Here is a 24,291-nt window from a genome sequence, read left to right as displayed (position 1 = left end):
AGACATGACTCCCCCGCACGCCGCGCAAAGCACGGACACCCGCACGGACACCCATCTCCTGCTCCCTCTCCCTCTCCCCGACACCGTTTTCGTACTGGTCCACGGGGCGTGGCACGGCTCGTGGCAGTGGGCGGCGACGCAACGGGCGCTCGCCGGCCTCGGTGCGGCGAGCGTCGCCGTCGACCTGCCCGGGCACGGCTTCGGCGCTCCTCTGCCCAGCGGCTACCTGCTGCCCGGCCGCCCCGGTCTGCCGACCGAGAGATCACAGCTCGCCGACCTGACGATGGACGACTGCGCCGACGCCGTACTGGACACACTGCGCCGGGTCCGCCGCTACGGCCGCGTCGTACTCGTCGCGCACAGCGCCGGTGGCGGCCCCGCGTCCCTGGCCGCGGAACGCGCGCCCCACCTGGTCGACCGCCTCGTCTACGTCTCCGCGTTCGTCCCCGCCGCCCGCCCCCGCTTCTCCGACTACCTGAGCGCTCCGGAGAACTCCACCGCGCGAGGGCAGGACCTCCCCCTCGGGGACCCCGGGGCCTTGGGCGCCGTACGGATCAACCCGCTCTCGCCGGACCCCGCCTACGTCGAGGAGCTGTGGCAGACCCACTACCACGACACACCCGCCGACCGCTTCGACCGCTGGCGCTCCGCACTGAGCCCCGATCTGCCGCTGTCCGTCCCGACGACGCCGCTCACCCTGACCGCGGCGCGTTGGGGCCGTGTCCCCCGTACGTTCCTGCGCTGCGCGGACGACCGGGCCCTACCGATCGCCACCCAGAACCTGATGATCACGGAGGCCGACCGGGCTCAGCCGCACGAACCGTTCACCGTCCACACCCTGCCCGGCAGCCACACCCCGTTCGCCGCCCGCCCGGAGGAACTGGCCGAGGCGCTGGTCCGGTGAGCAGCCGACGCTTTCGCCGAGGTGCCCGGGCCGGGCCACTCAGCGCGACTCCTCGCCCTGAGCGACCTCGACCTGGTGGTGGAAGGTGAGCGAGCCGACTGTTCCAGCGGTGACGGAGAGGACCGCGCAGCAGGCGAGCAGGACGGCGATCCACCGCGTGCCGCGTCGCGGGCGCGAGACGGGGCCGAGGAGGGCGGCGACCCGTTGCGGGACGGGGCCGACGGTGGCCGCGGGGGCGAAGTCCGGGCGGGCTGAGGCCGCCGCGGGTTCCGCGTGTTCCGCGTGTTCGGCCAGGGCGGCGCGGGCGATGGCCCGGGCGGTCAGGCGCCGGTCACCGGTGGCCCGGGCGGCGGATGCGTCGGCGGGCCGTTCGACGGCGAGGCGGATGGCGGTGCGGGCGGCGTCCCTGGTTGTGGGCGCGTTCGTGGTCGAAAAGGGCGTCGCGTTCGGCGGCGTCGAGGCTGCGCGGCATCGCGGTGGTGACGACGATCCGGTGCCGCACCTGCTCCTGCCGGTACTGGCGTACGGGCTGCTGCAGAAGACGGCCGCGCACCGGGTGGTGCGCTCGCAGGTTCGGCCCGCATCCTGCGCGTCGCCCGGCAGGGCGGAAAGAAACGGTCGACCCGGCCATGAACATCCGGCGCTCTTCCGAAATGCCGCACTCCGGGGAACCAATGTCTGTGTTCGCGAAGTGAGAGTTTAACGATCCGAGTAGGAAGGGTTTTTAGCACAACGAGGAGATCGGAATCAGTTCACGCCCACCGGACGCCACGGCGTGCTACTGTCGTTTCAGTTGCAGTTGTGGTTCCCGAAAACTTCAAGTGCTCCTGGCCGCACACTGCGGTGGGGGCGCTTTTGTATGACCGGTCATTTCCGGGCGGGGTAATCATCGCGGCGACACGGCGTCCGCACCGTGCGGATGCCGATGTACTGCCCCAAAGGAGATTGACATGACTACTGGCACCGTGAAGTGGTTCAACGCGGAAAAGGGTTTCGGCTTCATCGAGCAGGAGGGTGGCGGCGCTGACGTGTTCGCCCACTACTCGAACATCGCCGCCCAGGGCTTCCGCGAGCTGCTCGAGGGCCAGAAGGTGAACTTCGACATCGCGCAGGGCCAGAAGGGCCCGACGGCCGAGAACATCGTTCCCGCCTGACGCTGACGCGCACTTTGTAGCTGGGGCCCGCATCCTTCGGGGTGCGGGCCCCAGCTACATGCATTTCCCGCAGTGATTCCACCTGCGGGCGACTCGGATAACATCCGCTCATTATGTGCAGTCGACGCTCGGGGTGATACACCCCCTTCGCGTCACTCATTTTCAGCGCCTGCGCCCGTACGGATCACCGTCGGCCAGATCCGCTTTCGCTTTTACTATCGGTCCATTTCTTGTGATTCTCTGCGCCGTTCATCGCCGGAAGAATTCCTTGATATGCGCCGCATCGAGGAAGGTTCCGCATGAACCGCACACGTACGAACGACCGATTCGCCCCCACCCGTAAGGGCGGCAGCCGCTTCGGAGCAACGCCCCCGCGCCGATCCGGTGGGTACAGCCGTCGGCCCGCCGCCGTGCAGGGTGAGTTCGCTCTCCCCAAGACGATCACCCCGGCGCTGCCCGCCGTCGAGGGCTTCGCCGATCTCGACATGCCCGAGCAACTGCTGGCCGAACTCGGCAGGCAGGGCGTGACGGCACCGTTCCCGATCCAGGGGGCGACGCTGCCGAACTCCCTTGCGGGCCGTGATGTCCTGGGCCGTGGGCGCACCGGTTCCGGCAAGACCCTCGCCTTCGGCCTCGCCCTGCTCGCCCGTACCGCCGGGCAGCGCGCGGAGCCCCGTCAGCCGCTGGGGCTGATCCTGGTCCCGACCCGCGAGCTCGCGCAGCAGGTGACGGACGCGCTCACCCCGTACGCCCGCTCCGTGCGGCTGCGGCTGGCCACGGTCGTGGGCGGGATGTCCATCGGCCGCCAGGTCGCCGCGCTGCGCGGCGGTGCCGAGGTCGTCGTGGCGACCCCGGGCCGGCTCAAGGACCTCATCGACCGGGGCGACTGCCGGTTGAACCAGGTGGGCATCACCGTCCTCGACGAGGCCGACCAGATGGCCGACATGGGCTTCATGCCCCAGGTCACCGCGCTCCTGGACCAGGTACGCCCCGAGGGGCAGCGGATGCTCTTCTCGGCGACCCTGGACCGCAACGTGGACCTGCTGGTGCGCCGCTACCTGAGCGACCCGGTCGTCCACTCCGTCGACCCCTCGGCCGGTGCCGTCACCACGATGGAACACCACGTGCTGCACGTCCACGGCGCAGACAAGCACACCGCCACGACCGAGATCGCCGCGCGCGACGGCCGCGTGATCATGTTCCTGGACACGAAACACGCCGTCGACCGGCTCACCCAGGACCTTCTCAACAGCGGGGTGCGGGCCGCCGCGCTGCACGGCGGGAAGTCGCAGCCGCAGCGCACGCGCACCCTCGCGCAGTTCAAGACGGGGCACGTCACCGTGCTCGTCGCCACGAACGTCGCCGCGCGCGGCATCCACGTCGACAACCTCGATCTCGTCGTCAACGTGGACCCGCCGACCGACCACAAGGACTACCTGCACCGGGGTGGCCGCACCGCGCGTGCCGGCGAGTCCGGCAGCGTCGTCACGCTGGTCACCCCGAACCAGCGCCGCAGCATGACCCGCCTCATGTCGGACGCCGGCATCAGCCCGCAGGTCACGCAGGTCCACTCCGGCGAGGAGGCGCTGAGCCGGATCACCGGCGCCCAGACCCCGTCCGGCATCCCCGTCGTCATCACCGCACCGGCGGCCGAGCGCCCCAAGCGCGGCGCCTCGCGCGGCCGTCGCCGCCCCGCTTCGGCGGCGCGACGTGCCTCCGGGCCGCAGCGGTTTGCTGTCGACGCGGCGGCCTAGAACGTGCGAAAGTCCCGCCTGCCCGGCGGCGTCTGACCGACTCACGGCTGTCCGTGACAACTCCGCGTACACGGATCGGATCCACCTGCGCGACCTCGGCGACGGCAGCCTCGCCCTCGCCCACTGAGCCGGTTCATCACGCTCTCCTCCTCTTCCTGTGAGGTCTCATGCGCTGCGTCATCGCCCGCTTCCCCTTCGACCTGACCAAGAGCGGGGTGCTGGAAACGATGAAGGACGTCAAGCCCGAGCCGGTCACCGGTGCGTCCGTGATCATCGGACGCCGCCACTACCCCGTCAAACAGGTCGGGCAGGTCATCACCCGCCAGGACCGCCGTGATTTCAGCGCGGGCGAAGTCCTGCGGGCCATGGCCCAGCTCGGCTTCACCTGCCGGACGCTTCCTGCGGCCGGGCCCGCGCCCGCGCTCAGCGTCAGCCCGCTCCAGCGAGCTTCCGTCATGCTGGGCGCCCCCGTGCCCGCCTGATCGACGGCACGGGCGCGAGCCGCACCGAAACAGCAAGGAGGCCCGACCGGCACACGCCGGTCGGGCCTTTCGGCGTACAGGTCGGTCCGCGGATGTCGGCCGCCTGGGAGACCAGGGCCGGGTTCTCGCAGATGCGCCATGCCGTATGTGGCAAAAGCATTGGCTGCCCGGGGGGTTGACGCCTCGTCAGGAATGTGGGCTCGTCGGCGTCGGCGTGCCGCGCAGCCCCAGGGTTAGCACGGTCGAGGAGACATCGTCCTTGAGCAGTCCGGTCGCGGCCCACACGTCGCGGCGTCAGGACGGCGGCGACCTCGTCGACGCGGGAGAGCTGAGCGATGGCTATGCCGGGGGCCTGGGGGGAGCAGGCCCAGGCACTCGGCGCGCGAGTCGTCGTCGACTCCGGCACATACCTCGTCGAGGGTGACCAGGCAAGGAGCGTGGGGGCCGCAGCTCGCGGCCGGGAAGTGGTCACGTACACGGGCACGGTCAACTACCGCCACACCACGGGCTATGCGGACAGCATCACCATGTCGCCCTACATCGAGGACGGACCCTTGTTCAGCAACATAGTGGTGGAGAACAGCCCGGATCGGCAGACGACATGGTGAGGCTCCGGCAGTTGGAGGCCGCGCTTCCTGCGATGACGCGGTGGCGGGCGCCCGAGGGGCGCACTGTGGACTGGACTGCCCTGGAGACGCGCCTGGGGACGGCACTGCCCTCAGACTTCCGTGCGCTGGCGGAGGGGTACCCGGCGCTCGTCATCGGCGACTTCCTCATCGTGTCCCTTCCGGCGCCCGGCGCCTAGGCGCCATGGGCGTCCGAACGCCTGGAGGACGAGATCCTCCAGGACTGGTACGAAATGGAGGACATGGCGGATTACGTCCCCTATCCCCGGCCCGGCGGTCTGATCTCCTGGGGGGAGTCCAATTGCGGTGATGTCTTCTACTGGAGGACGAGCCCAGCAGATCCGGACGCGTGGCCGGTGGTCGTCCGCACGGACAACGCGGACTGGATCGAGTTCCCCGTCGGCGTCGTCGAGTTCCTGGCCGGCGTGTACGAGCACACGATCGACGTACCGGGCATGCCAGGGAGCTTCCCCGGTGACAGTCCGCAGGTGCTGGGCCTGAGCGACAGCGTCGACCGACTCTGACAGTCGCCCCGGATGCGCGTGGACAGCGGGCGCCCCCAGGGTTCCTGGGGGCGCCCGTCATGTGTGAGCTTGCGCTGGTCGAGGTGGTTCTGGAAGGCAGCCGGCCAGCGCGGCGTTTGTGCCTCCGCGCTGGGCGGTAGTCCGCTGAGGCGTGTGCTTTCCACGGCGACGGCCGTCAGGACGTGCTGGATGGCGCCCTCGACTTCGGAGCGGGCCGCGAAGCCGCACGTCGGCCTGGCGGCGGGAGCGTGCGCCTTGCCTTCTTGGTGAACGGAGGAAGACAGCTCGAACGACCGCCCTACGCCACAACCCGCAGGTCAGGCGCCCTTGCCCACAGGCTCCAAGATCGCCACGCACTCCACATGATGCGTCATCGGAAACAGATCGAATGCCCGAAGCGTCCGCACCCGGTACCCGCCCTCCCGGAAGTACGCGATATCCCGCGCCAGCGCCGCCGGGTCGCAGGCCACGTACGCGATCTTGCGGGCGCCCAGCGTCGTGATGTGGGCGACCGTCTTCTTGCCCGCGCCCGCGCGCGGCGGGTCCAGGACGATGAGGTCGGCCTCGGTGATGCCGGTGCGGGGCAGGGTCACGTCGACCTTGCCCTGTTCGATGCGGACCCGGTCGAACGCGGCGAGGTTGTGCCGGGCGTCCTCGACCGCGCGCTTGCCGGACTCGATGCCGAGGACCGCGCCCTTCTCGCCGACGCGGTCCGCGAGGGCTCCGGCGAACAGGCCGACGCCGCAGTACAGGTCGAGCGCCGTGTCGCCCTTGCGCGGGAGCAGGCCCTGCATCACGGCGCGCATCAGGGTCTCCGCCGCCTGCGGGTGGACCTGCCAGAAGCCGCCGTTGCCGACCCTGTACGTACGGTCGTCGGCACGCTCGCGCACGAAGGCGCGGCCGTGCACGCGGTGCACGCCGCCGTCCTTCTCGCCGACCCGCATCACGGAGACCGGCTTGTCCAGCTCGACGAGGGGCAGTCGCGCGCCGGGCTTCGGTTCCAGGATGACCATGCGGTCCTGGGAGCCGGTCGCCGCGATCGCGTCGACGGACGCCATGCCGGTCCAGTCCCGCTGCTCGATGCCCAGTTCGGAGACGCCCTCGGCGGCGATCATGCAGTGCTCGATCGGCTCGACCTCGTGCGAGCGGTGGCGGCGCAGGCCCGCGTGGCCGTCCTCGGTGACCGCGTACTGGACGCGCGTACGCCAGGAGGGGACCTCGCCCGCGGGCACCTTGTCGCCCTCGGCGGGGACGACCGTGCCGTCCCAGCCGGCCTCCTCGGGCGTCAGGCCCGCGAGGCGCCGCAACTGCTCGGCGATGACCTCGCCCTTGAGGCGGCGCTGCGCGCCCGGCTTCGCGTGCTGCCAGTCGCAGCCGCCGCAGCGGCCGGGGCCGGAGTACGGGCAGGGCGCCTCGACGCGGTCCTTGGACGCGTCCAGCACCTTCACCGCGTCCGCCCGCAGGAAACGGTCGCCCTCCTCGCCGGCCGTCACCCGCGCCACGACCCGCTCGCCGGGCAGCGTGTGCCGTACGAAGAGGACCTGGCCCTCGGCCGTGCGCGCGATGCAGTGGCCGCCGTGCGCGACGGGGCCGATCTCGACCTCGTACTCCTCCCCCACCAGTGACTGCTTCGGTTCTGCCTGCATGGCGGGGGCTCCAGTACGTAAGGGGAAACACGACCGCATGCGAGCGGCCGGACAACAGCCCACCAGTCTACGTGGCTGTCGCCCGGCCGCTCACCACGGTCGAGGAGGCGAGGATCACCGCGACTACTTGGCGCTCGGCTCCTTCGGGCGCTTCTCCACCGGGCCCCGGCGGACGGCGCCCGGCGCGTTCCACTCGGAGCGCCTGCGGGCCCGCTTCTTGGCGACCTCGGAGGATTCGAGCTGGTAAGGGACGGACGTCACCATGATCCCCGGGGTGAACAGCAGCCGCCCCTTCAGCCTGAGCGCGCTCTGGTTGTGCAGCAGTTGCTCGTACCAGTGGCCGACCACGTATTCGGGGATGATCACGCTGACGGCGTCGCGCGGCGACTCGCGGCGCAGGCTCTTGACGTACTCGATGATCGGCCGGGTGATCTCGCGGTAGGGCGAGTCGAGGACCTTCAGGGGGACGTCGATGCCTCGCCGCTCCCACTCGTCGCGCAGCGCCTTCGTCTCGGCGGGGTCGACGTTGACGCTCAGCGCTTCGAGCGTGTCCGAGCGCATCAGCCGGGCGTAGGCGAGGGCCCGCAGGGTGGGGCGGTGGATCTTCGAGACGAGCACGATGGAGTGGACGCGGGAGGGGCGGACGCTGTCGTCGGAGGGCGTGTCCGGTGCGGCGATCTCCTCGGCGACCCGGTCGTAGTGCTTACGGATCGCGGTCATGGTCGCGTAGAAGATGCACATGCCGAGCAGCGCGACCCAGGCGCCGTGGGTGAACTTCGTGACGAGGACGACGACCAGGACGAGGCCGGTGAAGAAGGCGCCGAAGGCGTTGATCGCGCGGGAGCGGATCATGTGGCGGCGCTTGTCGGCGTTCTTCTCCGAGCGCAGGTGCCGGTTCCAGTGCCGGACCATGCCGGTCTGGCTGAGCGTGAAGGAGACGAAGACGCCGACGATGTAGAGCTGGATCAGGCGGGTCGAGTCGGCTCCGTAGATGACGACCAGGAGCATGGCCGCGCCGGCGAGCAGCACGATGCCGTTGGAGAACGCGAGGCGGTCGCCGCGGGTGTGGAGCTGGCGCGGCAGGTAGCGGTCCTGGGCGAGGATCGAGCCGAGCAGCGGGAAGCCGTTGTACGCGGTGTTGGCGGCGAGGAAGAGGACGAGGGCCGTGGCCGCCGCCAGGATGACGAACAGGAAGCTGCCCTTGCCGAAGACGGCCTCGGCCACCTGGGAGATCACCGGGTTCTGGACGTAGTCGGAGCCGACCGCGACGCCGTTGTGGATCAGATCGGTCGCCGGGTGCTCGGCCATCCGCACCTTGGTGACCATGGCGAGCGCGATGATGCCGCAGAACATGGTGACGGCGAGGGCGCCCATCAGGGCGAGCGTGGACGCCGCGTTCTTCGACTTGGGCTTGCGGAACGCCGGTACGCCGTTGGAGATCGCCTCGACGCCGGTGAGCGCCGCACAGCCGGAGGAGAAGGCGCGCAGGAGCAGGAAGACCAGCGCGAAGCCCGCGAGGCCCTGGTGCTCGGCCTTGATGTGGAAGTCGGAGGTGGGCGCCCGCATGGAGTCGTCGAGGACGATGCCGCGGAAGGCGCCCCAGGCGATCATGATGAAGACGCCGGCGACGAAGACGTACGTCGGGATGGCGAAGAGTTTCCCGGACTCCTTCACACCGCGCAGGTTCATCAGCGTCAGCAGGACGATGACGACGCAGGCGCAGAGCACCTTGTGTTCGACGACGAAGGGGACCGCGGAGCCGAGGTTCTCGATGCCGGAGGCGATGGAGACGGCGACGGTCAGGACGTAGTCGACGAGCAGGGCGCTGGCGACGGTGAGCCCGGCTTTCGGGCCGAGGTTGGTGTTGGCCACCTCGTAGTCGCCGCCGCCGCTCGGGTAGGCGTGCACGTTCTGCCGGTAGGAGGCGACGACCGTGAACATCAGCACGACGACCGCGACCGCGATCCATGGGCTGAAGTGGTAGGCCGACACGCCCGCGATGGAGAGGACCAGCAGGACCTCGCCCGGCGCGTACGCCACGGAGGACAGCGGGTCGGAGGCGAAAACGGGGAGTGCGATGCGCTTCGGCAGGAGCGTTTCTCCCAGCCGGTCACTGCGCAGTGCGCGCCCGATCAAGATCCGTTTGGGCACGTCGGTCAGTTTGGACACGCAGAGGATCGTAAGCGTTCGAAAGGGGGGCCGCCCACCCACCACCCCGAATCGGCGAACGGCCCGCCGGAAGTGGGGCGAGCGGTGATGATCCAGGAGCTGACGCGAAGGCGGACTTCGCCCGCATTGCCGATACGGTGGTCCCGAGCGCGAGCCGCCGCAACCGGCGTCGTGCCCGAGATCGAGCCGCCCCGGGTGGACCGAGCCGCGAGAGAGAGACATGAGCAGGACGTTTACGCAGGTCAATGGGTCTATGAGGAGTGCGGGGTAGTCCGTGCATATCGTGATCATGGGCTGTGGCCGAGTAGGGTCCCAACTCGCCCAGACCCTGGAACAGCAGGGCCACACGGTCGCCGTGGTCGACCAGGACCCGACGGCCTTCCGGCGCCTCGGCTCCGGCTTCGGCGGCCGGCGCGTCACGGGTGTCGGCTTCGACCAGGACACCCTGCGCGAGGCCGGTATCGAGGAGGCGGGCGCCTTCGCCGCCGTCTCCAGCGGTGACAACTCGAACATCATCGCCGCCCGGGTGGCCCGCGAAATGTTCGGCATCGAGAACGTGGCGGCGCGGATCTACGACCCCCGCCGCGCCGAGGTCTACCAGCGTCTGGGCATCCCGACGGTCGCCACCGTGCGCTGGACCGCCGACCAGATGCTGCGCCGGCTGTTGCCGTCCGGCGCTGAGCCTCTGTGGCGCGACCCCACCGGCGGTGTGCAGCTCGCCGAGGTGCACGCGTCGGAGTCCTGGGTGGGCCACAAGATCAGCCGTCTCCAGGAGGAGACGGGGGTGCGCGTGGCGTTTCTCACCCGGCTCGGCGAGGCGATCCTGCCGACGTCGCAGACGGTGCTCCAGGAGGGCGATCTCGTGCATGTGATGATGCGCACGGACGAGGTCGAGAAGGTCGAGGCGGCGTTCGCCGAAGGCCCCGAGGAAGGCGGTCACTGATGAGGGTCGCCATTGCCGGAGCCGGAGCGGTCGGCCGTTCGATCGCGGCCGAGCTCCTGGAGAACGGTCACGAGGTCCTCCTCGTCGACAAGGCGCCGACGGCCATCTCCGTCGAGCGCGTCCCGCAGGCGGAGTGGCTGCTCGCCGACGCCTGCGAGATCACGTCCCTGGACGAGGCGGCGCTCCAGCGCTGCAACGTGGTCATCGCGGCCACCGGTGACGACAAGGTCAACCTCGTCGTCTCCCTGCTCGCGAAGACCGAGTACGGGGTCCCGCGGGTCGTCGCCCGCGTCAACAACCCGAAGAACGAGTGGCTGTTCAACGAGTCGTGGGGCGTCGACGTCGCCGTCTCCACCCCGCGCCTCATGTCGGCCCTGGTCGAGGAGGCGGTGAGCGTCGGCGACCTGGTCCGTCTGCTCCGCTTCAGCCACGGTGACGCGAACCTGGTCGAGCTGACGCTGCCGCCCGAGTCGGCCCTCGCCGGTACGCGCGTGGGCGACGTGCAGTGGCCGCAGGACACGTCCCTGGTCACGATCATCCGCGGCACCCGTGTGCTGGCCCCCAGCCAGGAGGACTCCCTGGAGGCGGGCGACGAGCTGCTGTTCGTCGCGGCCCAGGCGCGCGAGGAGCAGTTGGAGGACCTGTTGTCGGTCCGCCGCGAGGACGCGTAGGGACACGTAGGGACACATACGGACACAGATCGACACGAAGAAGGGCCCCGTCGAGCTCGGCTCGGCGGGGCCCTTCTCGCTCTCGCCTCAGGGGCGCGGGGAACGGTCCTCGGCGGAGGCGGCCGCGGCCTTCTCGGCGGCCTCCGCGGCCTCCATCTCGGCGAACACGTCGATGGGCGCGGGCGCCTTCGCCAGGAAGACCCAGGTCAGCCACACCGCCAGCAGGAACGGCGGGATCTTCAGCGCGATGAGCACCCAGCCGAACTGCGTCGTGTCCCCCCACCAGTACAGCGGGAACAGCACGGCGCACTTGGCGAGGAGGATCAGGCCCCAGGCCCAACTCGCCTTGGCGTACGCCTTCTTGCGGCCGGGGTTACGCGTGCGCCACGACAGGTTCTCCTTGAACACCGGTCCGAGGATGAGCCCGATCAGGGGCACGCCGCACAGCGTGGTCACGATGTACGCGAGGGCGAGCCCCAGCGTGTAGAGCATGCCCGGCAGATAGAAGTCCTTGGCGTTGCCGGTCATCATCGCGAAGACGACGCCGAAGGCGACACCGAAGACGCCGCTGAAGGCGTGCTTGACGGTGTCCTTCATGACCAGGCGCACCACGACCAGGACCACGGACACCGCGAGGGCCGCGATGGCCGACATGTGCAGGTCCTTGTTGATCGTGAAGATGGTCACGAAGAGGAGGCCGGGCACGACGGTCTCCACCATGCCCCGCACGCCGCCGAAGGCTTCGAAGAGCGCGGCCTCGGTCACCGCCTTCGAAGCGGCGGTGTCCTGGTCGACTCCTGGTTCGCGGTCGGTCGGCTTGTCGAGGGACGTCACCGGCTACTCCCGTCCGAGCGGTCTGAGTTCGTACTTCGGGTTGAAGAGCACCCTACGGCCCCGGCTCATCGAGACCCGCCCCGATGCGATCAACTTCCGGCCGGGTTCGATTCCCACGATCGAGCGCCGGCCGAGCCACACCACGTCGAGGGCGGCGGAACCGTCGAACAACTCCGCCTCCAGGGCCGGGACTCCGGCGCGTGGTCGCAAGGTCACCGTGCGCAACGTACCAGTCACCGTCACTATCTGGCGGTCGTGGCAGTCACCGATCCGTGTACAGCCCGTGGTCGCCGAATCCTCGCGCAGCTCCTCCGACTCCAGGTCCTCCTGGGAGGTGGACAGTCGATCGAGCATGCGCCGGAATCGGCCCGCCGGCTTCTCGGACGCCCTGTCGGAACGAGGAACATCACTCATACACGAAGCGTACCCGGGGCCGATGTCACGGTCGTACTCGCTGGTGTACCCCGTTTTTCCCGCTCCTACTTCTCGAACCGGTATCCCATCCCGGGCTCGGTGACGAAATGCCGCGGGTGCGAGGGATCGGCCTCCAGTTTGCGGCGCAACTGGGCCATGTACACGCGCAGGTAGTTGGTCTCCGTGCCGTACGAGGGCCCCCACACCTCCTGGAGCAACTGCTTCTGGCTGACCAGGCGCCCCGTGTTGCGCACGAGCACTTCGAGGAGGTGCCACTCGGTGGGCGTGAGCCGTACGTCACGGCCGTTCCGGTGGACCTTCTTGGCGGCCATGTCGACGGTGAAGTCGTCGGTCTCGACGATCCCCTCGTCCTCGGTGCCGCCTGCGGGCTCGGCGCGGCGCACGGCCGCCCGCAGCCGCGCGAGGAGTTCGTCCATGCCGAAGGGCTTCGTGACGTAGTCGTCGGCCCCCGCGTCGAGCGCCTCGACCTTCTCGTCCGAGGAGTGGCGCGCGGACAGGACGAGGATGGGTACGCGGGTCCAGCCGCGCAGCCCCTTGATCACCTCGACGCCGTCCATGTCGGGCAGGCCGAGGTCGAGGACGACCACGTCGGGGTGGCGGGCGGCGGCGAGCTGGAGCGCGCCTGCGCCGTCGGACGCGGCGTCCACCTCGTACTTGCGCGCCTTCAGGTTGATGACGAGGGCGCGAACGATCTGCGGTTCGTCGTCGACCACGAGCACCCGGGTCATGCGTGCCTGCCTCTCTGCGGTACTGCGTTGTCCGATGTCGCTGCTGTTGCCGGTGCTGCCGGTGCTGCCGGGTGGGCCGCCCGCAGGGTGAGCACCATCGTGAGCCCGCCTCCGGGGGTGTCCTCGGCGTCGAGTGTGCCGCCCATGGCCTCGGCGAAGCCGCGGGCCACGGCGAGGCCGAGCCCGACGCCCGCGCCGCGCGGAGCGTCACCGTAGCGCTGGAACGGGGCGAAGATACGCTCCTTGGCCTCGTCCGGTACGCCGGGCCCGCTGTCCACCACGCGCAGTTCGACCCGCTCGCCGAGCGCGCTGGCGGAGACCAGGACGGGTTCGCCGGGCGGACTGTACTTGACGGCGTTCTCGACGATGTTCGCGACGGCCCGCTCCAGCAGCCCCTTGTCGACACTGACCATGGGCAGGGACTCCGGGATGTCGAGGTCGACGCTGAGCTCCGGGTCCGGTACCCCGCCGAGCGCCATCGGCACCACCTCGTCGAGGTCGATCTCCCGGATCAGCGGGGTGACGGTGCCGGTCTGGAGGCGGGACATGTCGAGCAGGTTCCCGACGAGGTGGTCGAGCCGGTCGGCGCCCGCCTCGATCCCGGCCAGCAGCTCGGCCCGGTCCTCGGGCGACCAGTCGACGTCCTCGGAGCGCAGGGAGGAGACGGCGGCCTTGATGCCGGCCAGCGGGGTGCGCAGGTCGTGGCTGACGGCGGCGAGCAGGGCGGTGCGGATGCGGTTGCCCTCGGCGAGGGTGCGGGCCTGCTCGGCCTCGGACTGGAGCCGGCGCCGGTCCACGACGACGGCGGCCTGCGCGGCGAACGCGGCCAGGACCCGGCGGTCCTCCGCGGGCAGGACGCGCCCGGACAGGGCGAGTGCCATGTGGTCGCCCACGGGGACATCGACGTCGGCGTCCTCGGGGCGGTCGTCGGGGCGCGGTCCGACGCTGCCCGCGCAGGTCCACGGCGCGGTGTCGCTCTCCCGCTCCAGGAGCGCGACGGACTCCATCGCGAACGTCTCCCGTACGCGTTCGAGCAGCGCCTCCAGGCTGGTGTCGCCGCGCAGCACGCTGCCCGCGAGGAAGGAGAGGATCTCGGACTCGGCGCGCAGCCGGGCGGCCTGATGGGTGCGGCGGGCGGCCAGGTCGACGACCGAGGCGACCGAGACGGCGACGCTCACGAAGATCACGATGGCGACGATGTTCTTCGGGTCGGCGACCGTGAACAGGTGCAGGGGCGGGGTGAAGAAGTAGTTCAGGAGCAGCGAGCCGAACGCCGCCGCCGCCAGTGCCGGGAGCAGGCCGCCGACCAGCGCCGCGGCCACCGTCAGCGACAGGAACAGCAGCATGTCGTTGGCGAGGCCGAGGTCGGTGTGGACGTGGGTCAGGAGGAGCGCGAGCAGCGCGGGTCCGCCGACGCCGACGAGCCAGCCGCCCAGGATGCGGGAGCGGCCGAGCCGGGCCCCGCGCGCGACGGGCAGGCCGCGGCCCTTGGCGGCCTCCTCGTGCGTGACGATGTGGACGTCGAGGTCGGGCCCCGACTCGCGGGCGACGGTGGCGCCGACGCCGGGCCCGAAGACGTACTGCCAGGTCTTGCGGCGGGAGGAGCCGAGGACGATCTGGGTGGCGTTGACGCCGCGGGCGAACTCCAGGAGCGCCGAGGGGATGTCGTCGCCGATGACGTGGTGGAAGGTGCCGCCCAGGTCCTCGACGAGGGTGCGCTGGACGGCCAGTTCCTTGGGGGAGGCGGCGGTCAGTCCGTCGCTGCGGGCGATGTAGACGGCCAGGACCTCGCCGCCGGCGCCCTTCTCGGCGAGCCGCGCCGCGCGCCTGATGAGCGTACGGCCCTCGGGTCCGCCGGTGAGGCCGACGGCGATGCGTTCGCGGGCCTGCCAGGTGGAGCGGATGTTGTGCTCGCCGCGGTACTGCTGTAGGTAGGCGTCGGCGCGGTCGGCGACCCATAGGAGGGCCAGTTCGCGCAGGGCGGTGAGGTTGCCGGGGCGGAAGTAGTTGGAGAGGGCCGCGTCGACCTTGTCCGACTTGTAGATGTTGCCGTGGGCCATGCGGCGGCGCAGCGCCTGGGGCGACATGTCGACCAGCTCGATCTGGTCCGCGCGGCGCACGACCTCGTCGGGCACCGTCTCCCGCTGGCGTACGCCGGTGATCGCCTCGACGACGTCGCCCAGCGATTCGAGGTGCTGGATGTTGACGGTCGAGACGACGTCGATGCCCGCGGCGAGCAGTTCCTCGACGTCCTGCCAGCGTTTGGCGTTGCGGGAGCCCGGCACGTTGGTGTGGGCCAGTTCGTCGACGAGGGCGACGGTCGGGGCGCGGCCGAGGACCGCGTCGACGTCCATCTCCTCGAAGGCGGTACCGCGGTACTCGATCGTCCGGCGCGGGACCTGCTCCAGGCCGTGCAGCATGACCTCGGTCCGTGGCCGCTTGTGGTGCTCGACGAACGCGACGACGCAGTCGGTGCCGCGGCCGGTGCGGCGGTGCGCCTCGGAGAGCATGGCGTACGTCTTGCCGACACCCGGTGCGGAACCGAGATAGATCCGAAGCTTGCCGCGTCCCATGGCCCTGACCTTACGTTCAGGAAGTCCGGCAAAGGGGACGGATGCCTGGTGGGCGGGTGTCTTTGACGCAACCCTGATGTGGCTCGGGGCCGGTCAGCGCTCGATGATCTCGCCGTCGCCGAGTTCCAGGACCCGGTCGGCGAGGCCGAGCAGTGCCGGGTCGTGCGTGGCCACGAGCGCGGTGACGCGTTCGCTGCGCACCACGGCCCGCAGCAGCTCCATCACGGCGAGGCCGGTCTCGGCGTCGAGCTGCCCGGTCGGTTCGTCGGCGATGAGCAGGGCCGGCTTGTTGGCGAGGGCGCGGGCGATGGCGACGCGCTGCTGCTGGCCGCCGGAGAGTTCGCCGGGCCGCTGTTTGGCGTGCCCCTCCAGGCCGACGAGGCCGAGGAGCAGTTCGACGCGCTCCTCGCGCGTGCGCACCGGCGTCTTCCGCAGCCGCATCGGGACGCCGATGTTCTCGGCGGCGGTGAGGATGGGGATGAGTCCGAAGGACTGGAAGACGAAGCCGACGCGGTCGCGGCGCAGCTCCAGGAGTCCGTCCTCGTCGAGGTCCGCGAGGGCGAGTCCGTCGACCTCGATCCGGCCCCGGTCCGGCTGGTCGAGGCCGCCGACGAGGTTGAGCAAGGTCGTCTTGCCGGAGCCCGAGCGTCCTTTGAGGGCGACGAGTTCGCCGCGCCGCACCTCGAAGGAGACCCCGCGCAGGGCGTGCACGGCGGCGGCGCCGGTCCCGTAGGAGCGGTGCAGGTCCCGCACGAGGACCATCGGTCCGCGGTCGTCCTGGTCGAGGACGGCGGCCCCGGCCCCGGTGCTCTCGGTCATGCGCCGTGCTCCCCCGTACGTATGTTCCCGGCCGGGCGTCAGTATGGACACGTGACGCCCGGCCGGGCAATGGCCGGAGCCCGGGGGTCAGCTCGGGTTCTCGGCGTGGGTCAGGGTCTCCCAGGCGACGAACAGGTTGTTGGAGCCGGCCGGTCGCTGCTGCTCGGTCAGCTTCTGGGTGTTGGTCATGGCGGTGCCGAGGCGGGTGTGCAGGGCGTTGTAGCCGACCTCGGTGACCGGGCCGAGCCCGCGATCGACGCTGCCGCCGCACAGCCAGCTCGGCGGCGCCTCACCGAGTTCGTACCTGGCCTGGAAGCCCAGCGCCTGGCGCAGCCGCTCGCCGACGTCGGTGCCGTACAGGTCCTGGCCCTGGATGCGGCTGGTCTCGGCGATGTGGGAGATCGCGGAGATGCCGTAACCGGTGTGCGTGAAGTCGCGGCAGGTCTCCTGCGTCAGGCCCGTCACGAAGGTCGACTGGCCCTGCCAGTAGTTGACGATCTTGGCCGTGGTGTCCAGGTTCTGGCTCGGCACGGTCTTGGGCAGGGCGCCGTCCGAGGCCAGATAGACGTAGGCGGCGGTACGTGTCCTGAACTTCGCCATCGCCTTGTCGTACGACGCCTTGTCCTCCAGGAAGACGGAGATGCCGACGGCGGCCTCCATCATCGACAGCTCCCAGTTGCCGTTGGAGTTGGAGCCGTTGATGACCTTGGGCAGGTAGACGTCGCGCAGCATGGTCCGGAAGCGGCCCTCGTTGGCCCAGCCGCCGGTGTAGGTGTACTTGATGATCTCGGCGGCCCTGGGCCAGGTGGAGCCGGCCCAGCCGGTCTGGAGGGGGCCGTTGCTGTTGGTGTGCTCCTTGATCGTGCCCGACCAGGCGTCCATGAGCGCGATCGACTTCTTGGCGTACCGCTCGTCGCGCGTGAGGTACCAGGCGAGGGCGTCGGTGTAGGCGGCTATCGCGTCCTCGCGCTCGTCCGTGCAGCCGTAGTTGGGGTTGGAGTACGAGCCGCACTCGACGGTGGCGCGGGGCTTGGGCGTGCGGTTCAGATCGGCGTACCTGCTCGCGATCATCTGGTCGAAGGCGCTTTTCCAGGGCTGCGCACCGGCGTCGACCTTGGCCTTGGCGAAGTCGAGCTGGCCCTTGGAGACGGTGACTCCGGGGTGGGCGAACGTGGCGGGCGCGGCTTCGGCGCTGCCCGCGCCGGGCCAGGCGACGACGCCGGCGATGAGCGCCGTGACGGCGGTGGCGAGGGTGGCAAGCAGGGCGGGACGCGTTCTTCTCTGACGAGCCTGCATGGTGGGGGCCATCCGTTCTCGTATGTGAACGTTAAGCGCCGATGTGAACCACAGCGCTGGCCGGTGACCCTAGGTACGGACCAGGCTTCCGTCAAGTAGTGAGGGAAGAAAGGCAGTTGGGGGCGATCGTCGGTGCACGACAAAGGCCGGGGCCGCGCACCCTCGCGGATGCGCGGCCCCGGCCTCGTGGACGAACCGTACGGGTCAGCGGACCTCGGTGATCTCCGGACCGCGGGCCAACTGCCCCATGCCGCCGGAGAAGCGCGAGCCCTCCGCGGAGTCCTGGCCGGGACCCTCGGCGACCATCTGCGCGTCGTCCGGGAGCTTCAGGACGATCGGGTCGCGCGGAGCCATCGGACCGTCGCCGCGGACCACGACCGTGTCCCGGAAGATCTGTTCGAGGAGCCCGGCGGCCTGCGGCTGCACCGCGCCCTGGCCCGAGATCACACCGCGCAGGAACCAGCGCGGGCCGTCCACACCGATGAACCGCACCACCTGGAAACCGCCCGTGCCGTCCGGCAACTGCACCGGTACCTGCGCCCGCAGCTCCCAGCCGAGCGGACCCTCGACCTCGTCGATCACGCCACCCTGCTGGGTGATGCCCGTGGCGATCTCCTCGCGGACCTCGCCCCAGATGCCCTCCTTCTTGGGGGCGGCGAAAGCCTGGAGCTGGACCGCGCTGTCCTGGAGGACGACGGTGGCCGCGACGATCGCGTCACCCGCGACCTCGACCCGCAGCTCCATGCCCTCCACACCGGGGACGAAGAGACCACCCAGGTCGACGCGGCCCTCGCCCGGCTCGCGGACCTCGGAGGAGTCCCAGGGCCCGTCAGGGCGCGGCTCGGGTTCGAGCCGGACGCGCTCCGGCTTCCCCTCGGCGTCCGTGTCGGCACTGTCGACACCGTCGACCTGCTCGGCCTCGCCCGCCGCGTCCACTGCGTCTTCAGCGGAGCTGTTCTTCTTGCGACGTCCGAACACGTCACTGTCCTTCCCGGTCGGATACGACCGAAGCGTATCGATTCCCACCCTTTTGACCGTCCGCGCCCACGGAGGCATGGCCACCCGTGGACCCGAAGCCCCCCTCGGCCCGCGCGGAGTCGGGAAGCTGGGCCACCTCGTGGAAGCGCACCCTCTCGACCTGCTGGACGACCAGTTGGGCAATCCGGTCGAAACGCTCGAACCGCACGCTCTCGCGCGGGTCGAGATTCACCACGATCACCTTGATCTCCCCACGGTACCCGGCATCCACCGTCCCTGGGGCATTCACCAGAGCGACACCGCAGCGCGCGGCGAGACCGGATCGCGGGTGCACGAAGGCCGCGTACCCCTCGGGCAGCGCGACAGACACCCCGGTGGGCAGGACGACGCGCTCGCCGGGGGCGAGGTCGCACGCCTCGGTGGTCCGCAGATCGGCGCCCGCGTCGCCCGGGTGCTCGTACGCGGGCAGCGGTACAGCGGGGTCGACGCGCCGGATGAGCACGTCCAACGGCTGGGTCACGGGTTCACCTCGAAGGCACGGGCACGCCGGAGCTGGTCCGGGTCGCTCATGGCCGCCTGGATCTCCTGCGGACGGCCGTTGTCGATGAAGTGGTCGACCTTGACCTCGACGAAGAGGGCGTCGGCGCGGACGGCGACGGGCCCGTCGGGCCCACCGATCCGGCCGGTGGCGGTCGAGTAGATCTTGCGTCCGGCGACGGCGGTGACCTCGGCGGACAGGTGCAGCACGGTGTCCACGGGGACGGGACGCACGAAGTCCGTCTCGAGGCGGCCGGTCACGGCGATGACGCGCAGCAGCCAGTTCAGCGAACCGAGCGTCTCGTCGAGCGCGGTGGCCAGGATGCCGCCGTGCGCGAGCCCGGGCGCGCCCTGGTGCGCGGAGCGCACGGTGAACTCGGCGGTGACGCTCACGCCGTCACCGGCCCGCGCCTCCAGGTGCAGTCCGTGCGGCTGCTCGCCGCCGCAGCCGAAACAGTGTCCGTAGTGCGCGCCGAGAAGCTCTCCGGGGGCGGGAGCGTCGGGGTGCCGCACCGGTGCTATGGCGTCGGCGGGGGGCGTCAGAGCTGCTGAAGTACCACTCACAGGCGCAGACCTTACCCGCGCGTCCTGCGGCCGCACGCATCGTGCCAAGCTTGGCTCCATGGAGCTCTCGACGCAGCCTTACGAAGAACGTCTCACCGCACCCCGTTCGTGGTGGCTCGTCACCTTTCTGGTCGGGGTCGCCTGCGGCCTCACCCTGCTGCCCTTCGGCACGCTCCCGCTGCTCGGCGGATTCGTCGGCGGGCTGCTCGTGGGCTCCGTGATCACCAGCCAGTACGGCGCCATCAGGATCCGCGTCGTGGCCGGTTCACTGGTCGCGGGCGACGCGAAGATCCCGCTGTCGGCCCTGGGCGCCGTCGAGATCCTGGACGCGGAGGAGGCGCGCGCCTGGCGCACGTACAAGGCCGACCCGCGCGCCTTCATGCTCCTGCGCAGCTACGTGCCCACGGCGGTCCGCGCGGAGATCACCGACCCGACGGACCCGACGCCGTACGTCTACCTGTCGACGCGCGAGCCGGAGGCTCTGGCGAAGGCGCTGGGGGCCTGACTCAGCCGTCGGTGCGCTCGGTGCCGTCGGTCCTGGTGTCGTCGGCGCCTTCGAGTTCCAGGGCGTCCTTGGGCGTGGCCAGGGGTGGCAGCTCGGGCAGCGCGTCCCACGGCACGTGGAAGCGCCGCAGGTCCTTGCGTACCCGCTCGGCCAGCTTCCTGGTGTCCCTGCGGTTCATGGCGGCGCCGACCGCCGCGCCGACCAGGAACGGCATGAGCGTCGGAAGGTTGCGCACCATCCGCTTCATGATCTGCTGGCGCAGCTCGCGCTTCATCTGGCCGCCGAGCGCAGCGTCTATGGTCGACGGCTTCGCGACGCTGATCCCGCGCTCCTGCGACCAGGAGGTCAGATAGGCGCTGCTGCGGTCCTTGAGGTTGCCCGCGGGCCTGACCCCGTAGACCTCGTGCAGCTCGGCGATCAGCTTGAGCTCGATCGCCGCGACGCCCGTGATCTCCGCGGCCAGCTCGGTCGGCATCGCCGGCGGCACGGGCAGCATCGCCGCCGCGCCGACTCCGGCGCCCACCGTGGACGTGGCGGCCGCCGCGCCGGCGACCAGCTTGTCCGCGAGCTGTTCGGGCCCGAGGCCGGGAAACTGTCTGCGCAGGGTCGCGAGGTCCCGCACGGGCACCCGCGGCGCGTTCTCGATGATGCGGTCGGCGAGGTAGCCGATGGCGGCTCTCGCGGCGCCTCCGCCCTTGATCATTCCTGCTCTCGCGACGCTGCCGCTCTTGCGGACGCCGTCCTTCATGACGGTCACGCGGCGCCTGGTGCGGCGGGCCTCGATGCCCGCCTCGACCGCGTCGGCGTCGTGTGGTTCCACGACACCGTCCGCCATCGGACCGCCCGTCACTTCGCGCTCGTGCGCCGCTTCGAGCGAGGCGTCTTCACTGGTGGAAGAGCCCCGCCCGTCGTCGTCACGCACGGCCTCTGACGGGCCTTGAGCCGTGTCCTGTCGCCATACTCGGACACGGCGCTTCCAGGGCGGGGTCGAGCTACTCATGCCCGACCCGGCCTCAGTCGCAGTCGCGGCAGATCGGCTGGCCGTTCTTCTCCCGCGCGAGCTGGCTGCGGTGGTGCACCAGGAAGCAGCTCATGCAGGTGAACTCGTCCTGCTGCTTGGGCAGGACACGGACGGCCAGCTCCTCGTTCGAGAGGTCGGCGCCCGGGAGCTCCAGGCCCTCGGCCGCTTCGAACTCGTCCACGTCGACGTTGGACGCCGACTTGTCGTTCCTCCGGGACTTCAGCTCTTCGATGCTGTCCTCGTTGAGGTCGTCATCGGTCTTACGTGGGGTGTCGTAATCCGTTGCCATGTCGCGCTCTCCCCCTCTGGGTGTATGCGGTGTCTCAGCGCACGTAACGCATGAGAGGCCGGACTTGTGCCCGACCTGAGGCGGAGATTTTGCCTCACATCAAGGTCTGTTACTCAATCGACACCCAACCGGACCCCTCCGGAGCGATCAGCTTGGGTGGCGAACGGGACCGTACACGGTCCGAATTCGCACCGCACGGGCGCCACCCCGTGTACTTCCCGTGATCAAGGTGCCCGAAAACTCGGATTTTCCGGCTTTCAGGCGGCTTTTACGATCACGGAGAGTAGATGACCGGAATTTCGCCCTTGTGATCGATCACACACGGACTTCCCGGGCGCAGGTCCCGAAAATTCCGCTAAAAGCGAACTCCTCCAGCGCGTCGGCGGAAGCATGTCAGATCCCTCCGCGTATCGCACCTTGAACGGGTCTAGATCGGCAGGGTGACCCGCATCACCAGCCCACCCCCCTCACGGGGCACGGCGGTGATCCGGCCACCGTGGGCGCGCGCCACCGACCGGGCGATGGACAGGCCGAGGCCCACGCCCTTGTCGCTGCCGGTGCGTTCGGTGCGCAGCCGCCGGAACGGCTCGAAGAGGTTGTCGATCTCGTACGCGGGGACCACCGGGCCCGTGTTGGCGACCAGCAGGACGGCCTGGCCGTGCTGTGCCTCGGTGTCGACCTCGACCCAGCCGCCCTCCGGGACGTTGTACCGGATCGCGTTCTGCACGAGGTTCAGCGCGATGCGCTCCAGCAGGACGCCATTGCCCTGGACGACGGCCTCCTTGCGCTCGCCGCGGATCTCCACGCCCTTCTCGTCCGCCTCGGACCTGGCCTGATCGAGCGCCTGGGCGGCGACCTCCGCGAGGTCCACCGGCTTGCGCTCCACGATCTGGTTGTCGCTCCGGGCGAGCAGCAGCAGGCCCTCCACGAGCTGCTCGCTGCGCTCGTTGGTGGCGAGCAGCGTCTTGCCCAGTTGTTGCAGCTCCACCGGGGCGGCCGGGTCCGAGAGGTGGACCTCGAGGAGCGTGCGGTTGATGGCGAGCGGGGTGCGCAGCTCGTGCGACGCGTTGCCGACGAAGCGCTGCTGCGCCGTGAACGCCCGCTCCAGGCGGTCCAGCATCTCGTCGAAGGTGTCCGACAGCTCCTTGAGCTCGTCGTCGGGACCGTCGAGCTCGATACGGCGCGACAGGTCCGAACCGGCCACGCGGCGCGCGGTGCGCGTGATGCGGCCGAGCGGGGACAGGACGCGCCCCGCCATCGCGTAGCCGAAGGCGAACGCGATGATCGCGAGGCCGAGGAGCGCCATCAGGGAGCGGCTGAGCAGGACGTCCAGGGCGTGCTGGCGCTGCTGGTTGACGCAGTCGTTCAGGGCGTCGTTCAACTGGGCGTCGGTGGGACTGGCCGGGAACGTGCAGACGTTGCTGACGAGCTGCCGGTTGATGATCTTGAACGGCAGGTCGCTGCCCACGTTGAGCGCCTGCGCCGCGAGCATGTAGATGATCGAGAGCAGCAGGATGCCCGCGATGAGGAACATGCCGCCGTACAGCAGCGTGAGCCGTATGCGGATGGTGGGGCGGAGCCAGGGGAAGGGGGGCTCGACCTTCGCGCCCGGCTTCCAGGTCGGTTTCGGTGGCGCGGCGGGGGGCGCTGGTGCGGCGGCCATGGAGGGATCAGATCCGGTAACCGGAGCCGGGCACCGTGACGATGACGGCCGGTTCGCCGAGCTTGCGGCGCAGGGTCATGACGGTCACGCGCACGACGTTGGTGAACGGGTCCGTGTTCTCGTCCCAGGCCTTCTCCAGGAGCTGTTCGGCGGAGACGACGGCGCCCTCGCTGCGCAGCAGTACTTCCAGGACGGCGAACTCCTTGGGCGCGAGCTGGATCTCCTTGCCGTCGCGGAACACCTCCCGCCGGTTCGGGTCGAGCTTGATGCCGGCGCGCTCCAGGACGGGCGGCAGCGGCACGCTCGTACGGCGTCCGAGGGCGCGGACACGGGCCGTCAGCTCGCTGAACGCGAAGGGCTTGGGGAGGTAGTCGTCGGCGCCCAGCTCCAGGCCCTCCACGCGGTCGCTGACGTCGCCGGAGGCGGTCAGCATCAGGATGCGGGTGGGCATGCCCAGCTCGACGACCTTGCGGGCGACGTCGTCGCCGTGCACGAGCGGGAGGTCGCGGTCGAGGACGACCACGTCGTAGTCGTTGACGCCGATGCGCTCCAGGGCTGCCGCACCGTCGTACACGACGTCGACGGCCATGGCCTCCCGGCGCAGTCCGGTGGCCACCGCATCGGCGAGCAATTGCTCGTCCTCGACGACGAGTACGCGCACGTCGCTGTCCTTCCTCTGGCCACCCACGGGCAGGTTCGAGCGCACGCGGGCAGGTCCGTTCATGGGGTGTGAGCCTCCATCCTGCCCCTTTCGGCCATAAACCGGCTGTAAGGCGGCGGGACGAAGGGGGAATGCCGGTTTTTCTCGGGGGGTTGAGGTTTCCGTGGAGGGGAGCAGGGGGAGGACGGGTTTACACCCGCGATCACGCTTTGTATGTGGCGTGCCACGAGCCGTTCGCCGTACGGCGAGTCGAGACGTGATCGCCCCTTCCACAGGGCACACCCCCGTGCCACCGACCCACGACCCAGGACGAGGGGGCGCAACCATGGACGCATTCACCGCAGGACTGCTCCAGCGCATAAAGGCGGCCGAGTCCGACCTGACGCTGGCCCGCGAGACCGGCGACGACTTCCTTGCCGAGGTCGAGCAGGGCGAGCTCGACGACCTGCACCGTCTCGCCGCCGAGCACGGCGTGGAGATTCACGCCGCGAGCGTCTGACCGACACGTTCCACAG

27 protein-coding genes and 1 pseudogene are annotated in these 24,291 nt (G+C 70.2%); 11 read left to right on the top strand and 17 right to left on the bottom strand.

Going from position 1 to position 24,291, the window contains the following annotated elements; translation table 11 throughout:
- Positions 1 to 4: 4 nt before the first annotated feature.
- Complete coding sequence (locus tag ACIRF8_RS14295) at positions 5 to 904, top strand: alpha/beta hydrolase (protein WP_404214513.1); 900 nt, start codon at positions 5 to 7, stop codon at positions 902 to 904.
- A 39-nt stretch (positions 905 to 943) separates the two neighbouring features.
- On the opposite strand, the pseudogene ACIRF8_RS14290 reads toward ACIRF8_RS14295, so the two are convergent.
- Positions 944 to 1,400, bottom strand: a pseudogene (locus tag ACIRF8_RS14290) (M56 family peptidase); the annotation flags it as partial.
- A gap of 454 nt (positions 1,401 to 1,854) precedes the next feature.
- Between ACIRF8_RS14290 and ACIRF8_RS14285 the strand changes: the two are divergent.
- The 3 genes from ACIRF8_RS14285 to ACIRF8_RS14275 all read left to right on the top strand — a co-directional run bounded on the left by ACIRF8_RS14285 (position 1,855) and on the right by ACIRF8_RS14275 (position 4,294).
- On the top strand, positions 1,855 to 2,058 hold the full coding sequence (locus ACIRF8_RS14285) for a cold-shock protein (protein ID WP_145491649.1): 204 nt from the start codon (positions 1,855 to 1,857) through the stop codon (positions 2,056 to 2,058).
- A gap of 299 nt (positions 2,059 to 2,357) precedes the next feature.
- A complete protein-coding gene (locus ACIRF8_RS14280) occupies positions 2,358 to 3,812 on the top strand; it encodes a DEAD/DEAH box helicase (protein ID WP_404214511.1) in 1,455 nt (484 codons plus the stop codon).
- 167 nt (positions 3,813 to 3,979) lie between these two features.
- Complete coding sequence (locus ACIRF8_RS14275; RefSeq protein ID WP_404214509.1) at positions 3,980 to 4,294, top strand: SCO5918 family protein; 315 nt, start codon at positions 3,980 to 3,982, stop codon at positions 4,292 to 4,294.
- Between the two features lie 186 nt (positions 4,295 to 4,480).
- On the opposite strand, the gene ACIRF8_RS14270 is transcribed toward ACIRF8_RS14275, so the two are convergent.
- Positions 4,481 to 4,579, bottom strand: coding sequence for a hypothetical protein (locus tag ACIRF8_RS14270; RefSeq protein ID WP_404214507.1), 99 nt, complete (start codon positions 4,577 to 4,579; stop codon positions 4,481 to 4,483).
- A 50-nt stretch (positions 4,580 to 4,629) separates the two neighbouring features.
- On the opposite strand from ACIRF8_RS14270, the gene ACIRF8_RS14265 reads away from it, so the two are divergent.
- The 3 genes from ACIRF8_RS14265 to ACIRF8_RS14255 all read left to right on the top strand — a co-directional run bounded on the left by ACIRF8_RS14265 (position 4,630) and on the right by ACIRF8_RS14255 (position 5,444).
- Positions 4,630 to 4,902, top strand: a complete 273-nt coding sequence (locus tag ACIRF8_RS14265; protein ID WP_404214505.1) for a hypothetical protein — start codon at positions 4,630 to 4,632, stop codon at positions 4,900 to 4,902.
- 65 nt (positions 4,903 to 4,967) lie between these two features.
- Positions 4,968 to 5,099, top strand: a complete 132-nt coding sequence (locus ACIRF8_RS14260; protein WP_404214503.1) for a hypothetical protein — start codon at positions 4,968 to 4,970, stop codon at positions 5,097 to 5,099.
- 63 nt (positions 5,100 to 5,162) lie between these two features.
- Positions 5,163 to 5,444, top strand: coding sequence for a hypothetical protein (locus ACIRF8_RS14255; RefSeq protein ID WP_404214501.1), 282 nt, complete (start codon positions 5,163 to 5,165; stop codon positions 5,442 to 5,444).
- Positions 5,445 to 5,761: 317 nt separating this feature from the next.
- Here ACIRF8_RS14255 and ACIRF8_RS14250 read toward each other — a convergent pair whose 3' ends face one another.
- Together ACIRF8_RS14250 and ACIRF8_RS14245 are read right to left on the bottom strand one after the other, a co-directional pair.
- Positions 5,762 to 7,090 carry a class I SAM-dependent RNA methyltransferase gene (locus ACIRF8_RS14250; protein WP_404214499.1) on the bottom strand — a complete coding sequence of 443 codons (1,329 nt, stop codon included), beginning with the start codon at positions 7,088 to 7,090 and terminating at the stop codon, positions 5,762 to 5,764.
- Positions 7,091 to 7,213: 123 nt separating this feature from the next.
- Complete coding sequence (locus ACIRF8_RS14245; RefSeq protein ID WP_404214497.1) at positions 7,214 to 9,259, bottom strand: APC family permease; 2,046 nt, start codon at positions 9,257 to 9,259, stop codon at positions 7,214 to 7,216.
- A 274-nt stretch (positions 9,260 to 9,533) separates the two neighbouring features.
- Here ACIRF8_RS14245 and ACIRF8_RS14240 point away from each other — a divergent pair, with 274 nt between their 5' ends.
- Together ACIRF8_RS14240 and ACIRF8_RS14235 are read left to right on the top strand one after the other, a co-directional pair.
- Positions 9,534 to 10,202, top strand: a complete 669-nt coding sequence (locus ACIRF8_RS14240; protein ID WP_404214495.1) for a potassium channel family protein — start codon at positions 9,534 to 9,536, stop codon at positions 10,200 to 10,202.
- Positions 10,202 to 10,873 (top strand): potassium channel family protein, encoded by a 672-nt coding sequence (locus ACIRF8_RS14235; protein WP_404214493.1) that lies wholly within the window; start codon positions 10,202 to 10,204, stop codon positions 10,871 to 10,873. Before ACIRF8_RS14240 ends, ACIRF8_RS14235 begins: the two co-directional genes overlap by 1 nt.
- Before the next feature lie 87 nt (positions 10,874 to 10,960).
- Here ACIRF8_RS14235 and ACIRF8_RS14230 read toward each other — a convergent pair whose 3' ends face one another.
- The 9 genes from ACIRF8_RS14230 to ACIRF8_RS14190 all read right to left on the bottom strand — a co-directional run bounded on the left by ACIRF8_RS14230 (position 10,961) and on the right by ACIRF8_RS14190 (position 19,637).
- Positions 10,961 to 11,707, bottom strand: a complete 747-nt coding sequence (locus ACIRF8_RS14230) for a DUF3159 domain-containing protein (RefSeq protein WP_404214491.1) — start codon at positions 11,705 to 11,707, stop codon at positions 10,961 to 10,963.
- Between the two features lie 3 nt (positions 11,708 to 11,710).
- On the bottom strand, positions 11,711 to 12,121 hold the full coding sequence (locus ACIRF8_RS14225; protein WP_404214489.1) for an OB-fold nucleic acid binding domain-containing protein: 411 nt from the start codon (positions 12,119 to 12,121) through the stop codon (positions 11,711 to 11,713).
- A 65-nt stretch (positions 12,122 to 12,186) separates the two neighbouring features.
- Complete coding sequence (locus ACIRF8_RS14220; protein WP_404214487.1) at positions 12,187 to 12,870, bottom strand: response regulator; 684 nt, start codon at positions 12,868 to 12,870, stop codon at positions 12,187 to 12,189.
- Positions 12,867 to 15,443: an ATP-binding protein gene (locus ACIRF8_RS14215; protein ID WP_404214485.1), complete on the bottom strand. Its 2,577-nt coding sequence runs from the start codon at positions 15,441 to 15,443 to the stop codon at positions 12,867 to 12,869. Before ACIRF8_RS14215 ends, ACIRF8_RS14220 begins: the two co-directional genes overlap by 4 nt.
- A 93-nt stretch (positions 15,444 to 15,536) precedes the next feature.
- On the bottom strand, positions 15,537 to 16,262 hold the full coding sequence (locus ACIRF8_RS14210; RefSeq protein WP_404214483.1) for an ABC transporter ATP-binding protein: 726 nt from the start codon (positions 16,260 to 16,262) through the stop codon (positions 15,537 to 15,539).
- Positions 16,263 to 16,349: 87 nt separating this feature from the next.
- The gene (locus ACIRF8_RS14205) at positions 16,350 to 17,570 is read right to left on the bottom strand and encodes an alginate lyase family protein (RefSeq protein ID WP_404214481.1); all 1,221 of its coding nucleotides are present in this window, start codon (positions 17,568 to 17,570) and stop codon (positions 16,350 to 16,352) included.
- Positions 17,571 to 17,762: 192 nt separating this feature from the next.
- Positions 17,763 to 18,536: a DUF3710 domain-containing protein gene (locus ACIRF8_RS14200; RefSeq protein WP_404214479.1), complete on the bottom strand. Its 774-nt coding sequence runs from the start codon at positions 18,534 to 18,536 to the stop codon at positions 17,763 to 17,765.
- Between the two features lies 1 nt (position 18,537).
- Complete coding sequence (gene dut, locus ACIRF8_RS14195) at positions 18,538 to 19,056, bottom strand: dUTP diphosphatase (RefSeq protein ID WP_404214477.1); 519 nt, start codon at positions 19,054 to 19,056, stop codon at positions 18,538 to 18,540.
- On the bottom strand, positions 19,053 to 19,637 hold the full coding sequence (locus ACIRF8_RS14190) for a PaaI family thioesterase (protein ID WP_404214476.1): 585 nt from the start codon (positions 19,635 to 19,637) through the stop codon (positions 19,053 to 19,055). Before ACIRF8_RS14190 ends, dut begins: the two co-directional genes overlap by 4 nt.
- 58 nt (positions 19,638 to 19,695) lie before the next feature.
- On the opposite strand from ACIRF8_RS14190, the gene ACIRF8_RS14185 reads away from it, so the two are divergent.
- Complete coding sequence (locus tag ACIRF8_RS14185) at positions 19,696 to 20,142, top strand: DUF3093 domain-containing protein (protein ID WP_404214474.1); 447 nt, start codon at positions 19,696 to 19,698, stop codon at positions 20,140 to 20,142.
- A 1-nt stretch (position 20,143) separates the two neighbouring features.
- On the opposite strand, the gene ACIRF8_RS14180 is transcribed toward ACIRF8_RS14185, so the two are convergent.
- The 4 genes from ACIRF8_RS14180 to ACIRF8_RS14165 form a co-directional block, all read right to left on the bottom strand.
- A complete protein-coding gene (locus tag ACIRF8_RS14180) occupies positions 20,144 to 21,142 on the bottom strand; it encodes a hypothetical protein (RefSeq protein ID WP_404214473.1) in 999 nt (332 codons plus the stop codon).
- A gap of 13 nt (positions 21,143 to 21,155) precedes the next feature.
- Positions 21,156 to 21,452 carry a DUF4193 domain-containing protein gene (locus tag ACIRF8_RS14175; RefSeq protein WP_018535993.1) on the bottom strand — a complete coding sequence of 99 codons (297 nt, stop codon included), beginning with the start codon at positions 21,450 to 21,452 and terminating at the stop codon, positions 21,156 to 21,158.
- A gap of 427 nt (positions 21,453 to 21,879) precedes the next feature.
- On the bottom strand, positions 21,880 to 23,115 hold the full coding sequence (locus tag ACIRF8_RS14170) for a sensor histidine kinase (RefSeq protein WP_404214471.1): 1,236 nt from the start codon (positions 23,113 to 23,115) through the stop codon (positions 21,880 to 21,882).
- 7 nt (positions 23,116 to 23,122) lie between these two features.
- Positions 23,123 to 23,776: a response regulator transcription factor gene (locus ACIRF8_RS14165; protein WP_404215890.1), complete on the bottom strand. Its 654-nt coding sequence runs from the start codon at positions 23,774 to 23,776 to the stop codon at positions 23,123 to 23,125.
- Between the two features lie 325 nt (positions 23,777 to 24,101).
- On the opposite strand from ACIRF8_RS14165, the gene ACIRF8_RS14160 reads away from it, so the two are divergent.
- Positions 24,102 to 24,275 (top strand): hypothetical protein, encoded by a 174-nt coding sequence (locus ACIRF8_RS14160; protein WP_404214469.1) that lies wholly within the window; start codon positions 24,102 to 24,104, stop codon positions 24,273 to 24,275.
- Positions 24,276 to 24,291: the final 16 nt, after the last annotated feature.

The sequence above is a fragment of the Streptomyces sp. NPDC102406 genome, assembly GCF_044765725.1.
In the GTDB taxonomy this organism is placed as follows: domain Bacteria; phylum Actinomycetota; class Actinomycetes; order Streptomycetales; family Streptomycetaceae; genus Streptomyces.
The sequence above is the reverse complement of the archived record's forward strand: the minus strand, read 5'-3'. Positions and strand labels throughout refer to the sequence as shown.

Coding starts and splice junctions, on each gene's coding strand:
- ACIRF8_RS14295 (WP_404214513.1), top strand. CDS start 5: ATGACTCCCCCGCACGCCGCGCAAAGCACGGACACCCGCACGGACACC.
- ACIRF8_RS14285 (WP_145491649.1), top strand. CDS start 1,855: ATGACTACTGGCACCGTGAAGTGGTTCAACGCGGAAAAGGGTTTCGGC.
- ACIRF8_RS14280 (WP_404214511.1), top strand. CDS start 2,358: ATGAACCGCACACGTACGAACGACCGATTCGCCCCCACCCGTAAGGGC.
- ACIRF8_RS14275 (WP_404214509.1), top strand. CDS start 3,980: ATGCGCTGCGTCATCGCCCGCTTCCCCTTCGACCTGACCAAGAGCGGG.
- ACIRF8_RS14265 (WP_404214505.1), top strand. CDS start 4,630: ATGGCTATGCCGGGGGCCTGGGGGGAGCAGGCCCAGGCACTCGGCGCG.
- ACIRF8_RS14255 (WP_404214501.1), top strand. CDS start 5,163: ATGGCGGATTACGTCCCCTATCCCCGGCCCGGCGGTCTGATCTCCTGG.
- ACIRF8_RS14250 (WP_404214499.1), bottom strand. CDS start 7,090: ATGCAGGCAGAACCGAAGCAGTCACTGGTGGGGGAGGAGTACGAGGTC.
- ACIRF8_RS14235 (WP_404214493.1), top strand. CDS start 10,202: ATGAGGGTCGCCATTGCCGGAGCCGGAGCGGTCGGCCGTTCGATCGCG.
- ACIRF8_RS14225 (WP_404214489.1), bottom strand. CDS start 12,121: ATGAGTGATGTTCCTCGTTCCGACAGGGCGTCCGAGAAGCCGGCGGGC.
- ACIRF8_RS14220 (WP_404214487.1), bottom strand. CDS start 12,870: ATGACCCGGGTGCTCGTGGTCGACGACGAACCGCAGATCGTTCGCGCC.
- ACIRF8_RS14215 (WP_404214485.1), bottom strand. CDS start 15,443: ATGGGACGCGGCAAGCTTCGGATCTATCTCGGTTCCGCACCGGGTGTC.
- ACIRF8_RS14210 (WP_404214483.1), bottom strand. CDS start 16,262: ATGACCGAGAGCACCGGGGCCGGGGCCGCCGTCCTCGACCAGGACGAC.
- ACIRF8_RS14205 (WP_404214481.1), bottom strand. CDS start 17,570: ATGGCCCCCACCATGCAGGCTCGTCAGAGAAGAACGCGTCCCGCCCTG.
- ACIRF8_RS14185 (WP_404214474.1), top strand. CDS start 19,696: ATGGAGCTCTCGACGCAGCCTTACGAAGAACGTCTCACCGCACCCCGT.
- ACIRF8_RS14180 (WP_404214473.1), bottom strand. CDS start 21,142: ATGAGTAGCTCGACCCCGCCCTGGAAGCGCCGTGTCCGAGTATGGCGA.
- ACIRF8_RS14175 (WP_018535993.1), bottom strand. CDS start 21,452: ATGGCAACGGATTACGACACCCCACGTAAGACCGATGACGACCTCAAC.
- ACIRF8_RS14170 (WP_404214471.1), bottom strand. CDS start 23,115: ATGGCCGCCGCACCAGCGCCCCCCGCCGCGCCACCGAAACCGACCTGG.
- ACIRF8_RS14160 (WP_404214469.1), top strand. CDS start 24,102: ATGGACGCATTCACCGCAGGACTGCTCCAGCGCATAAAGGCGGCCGAG.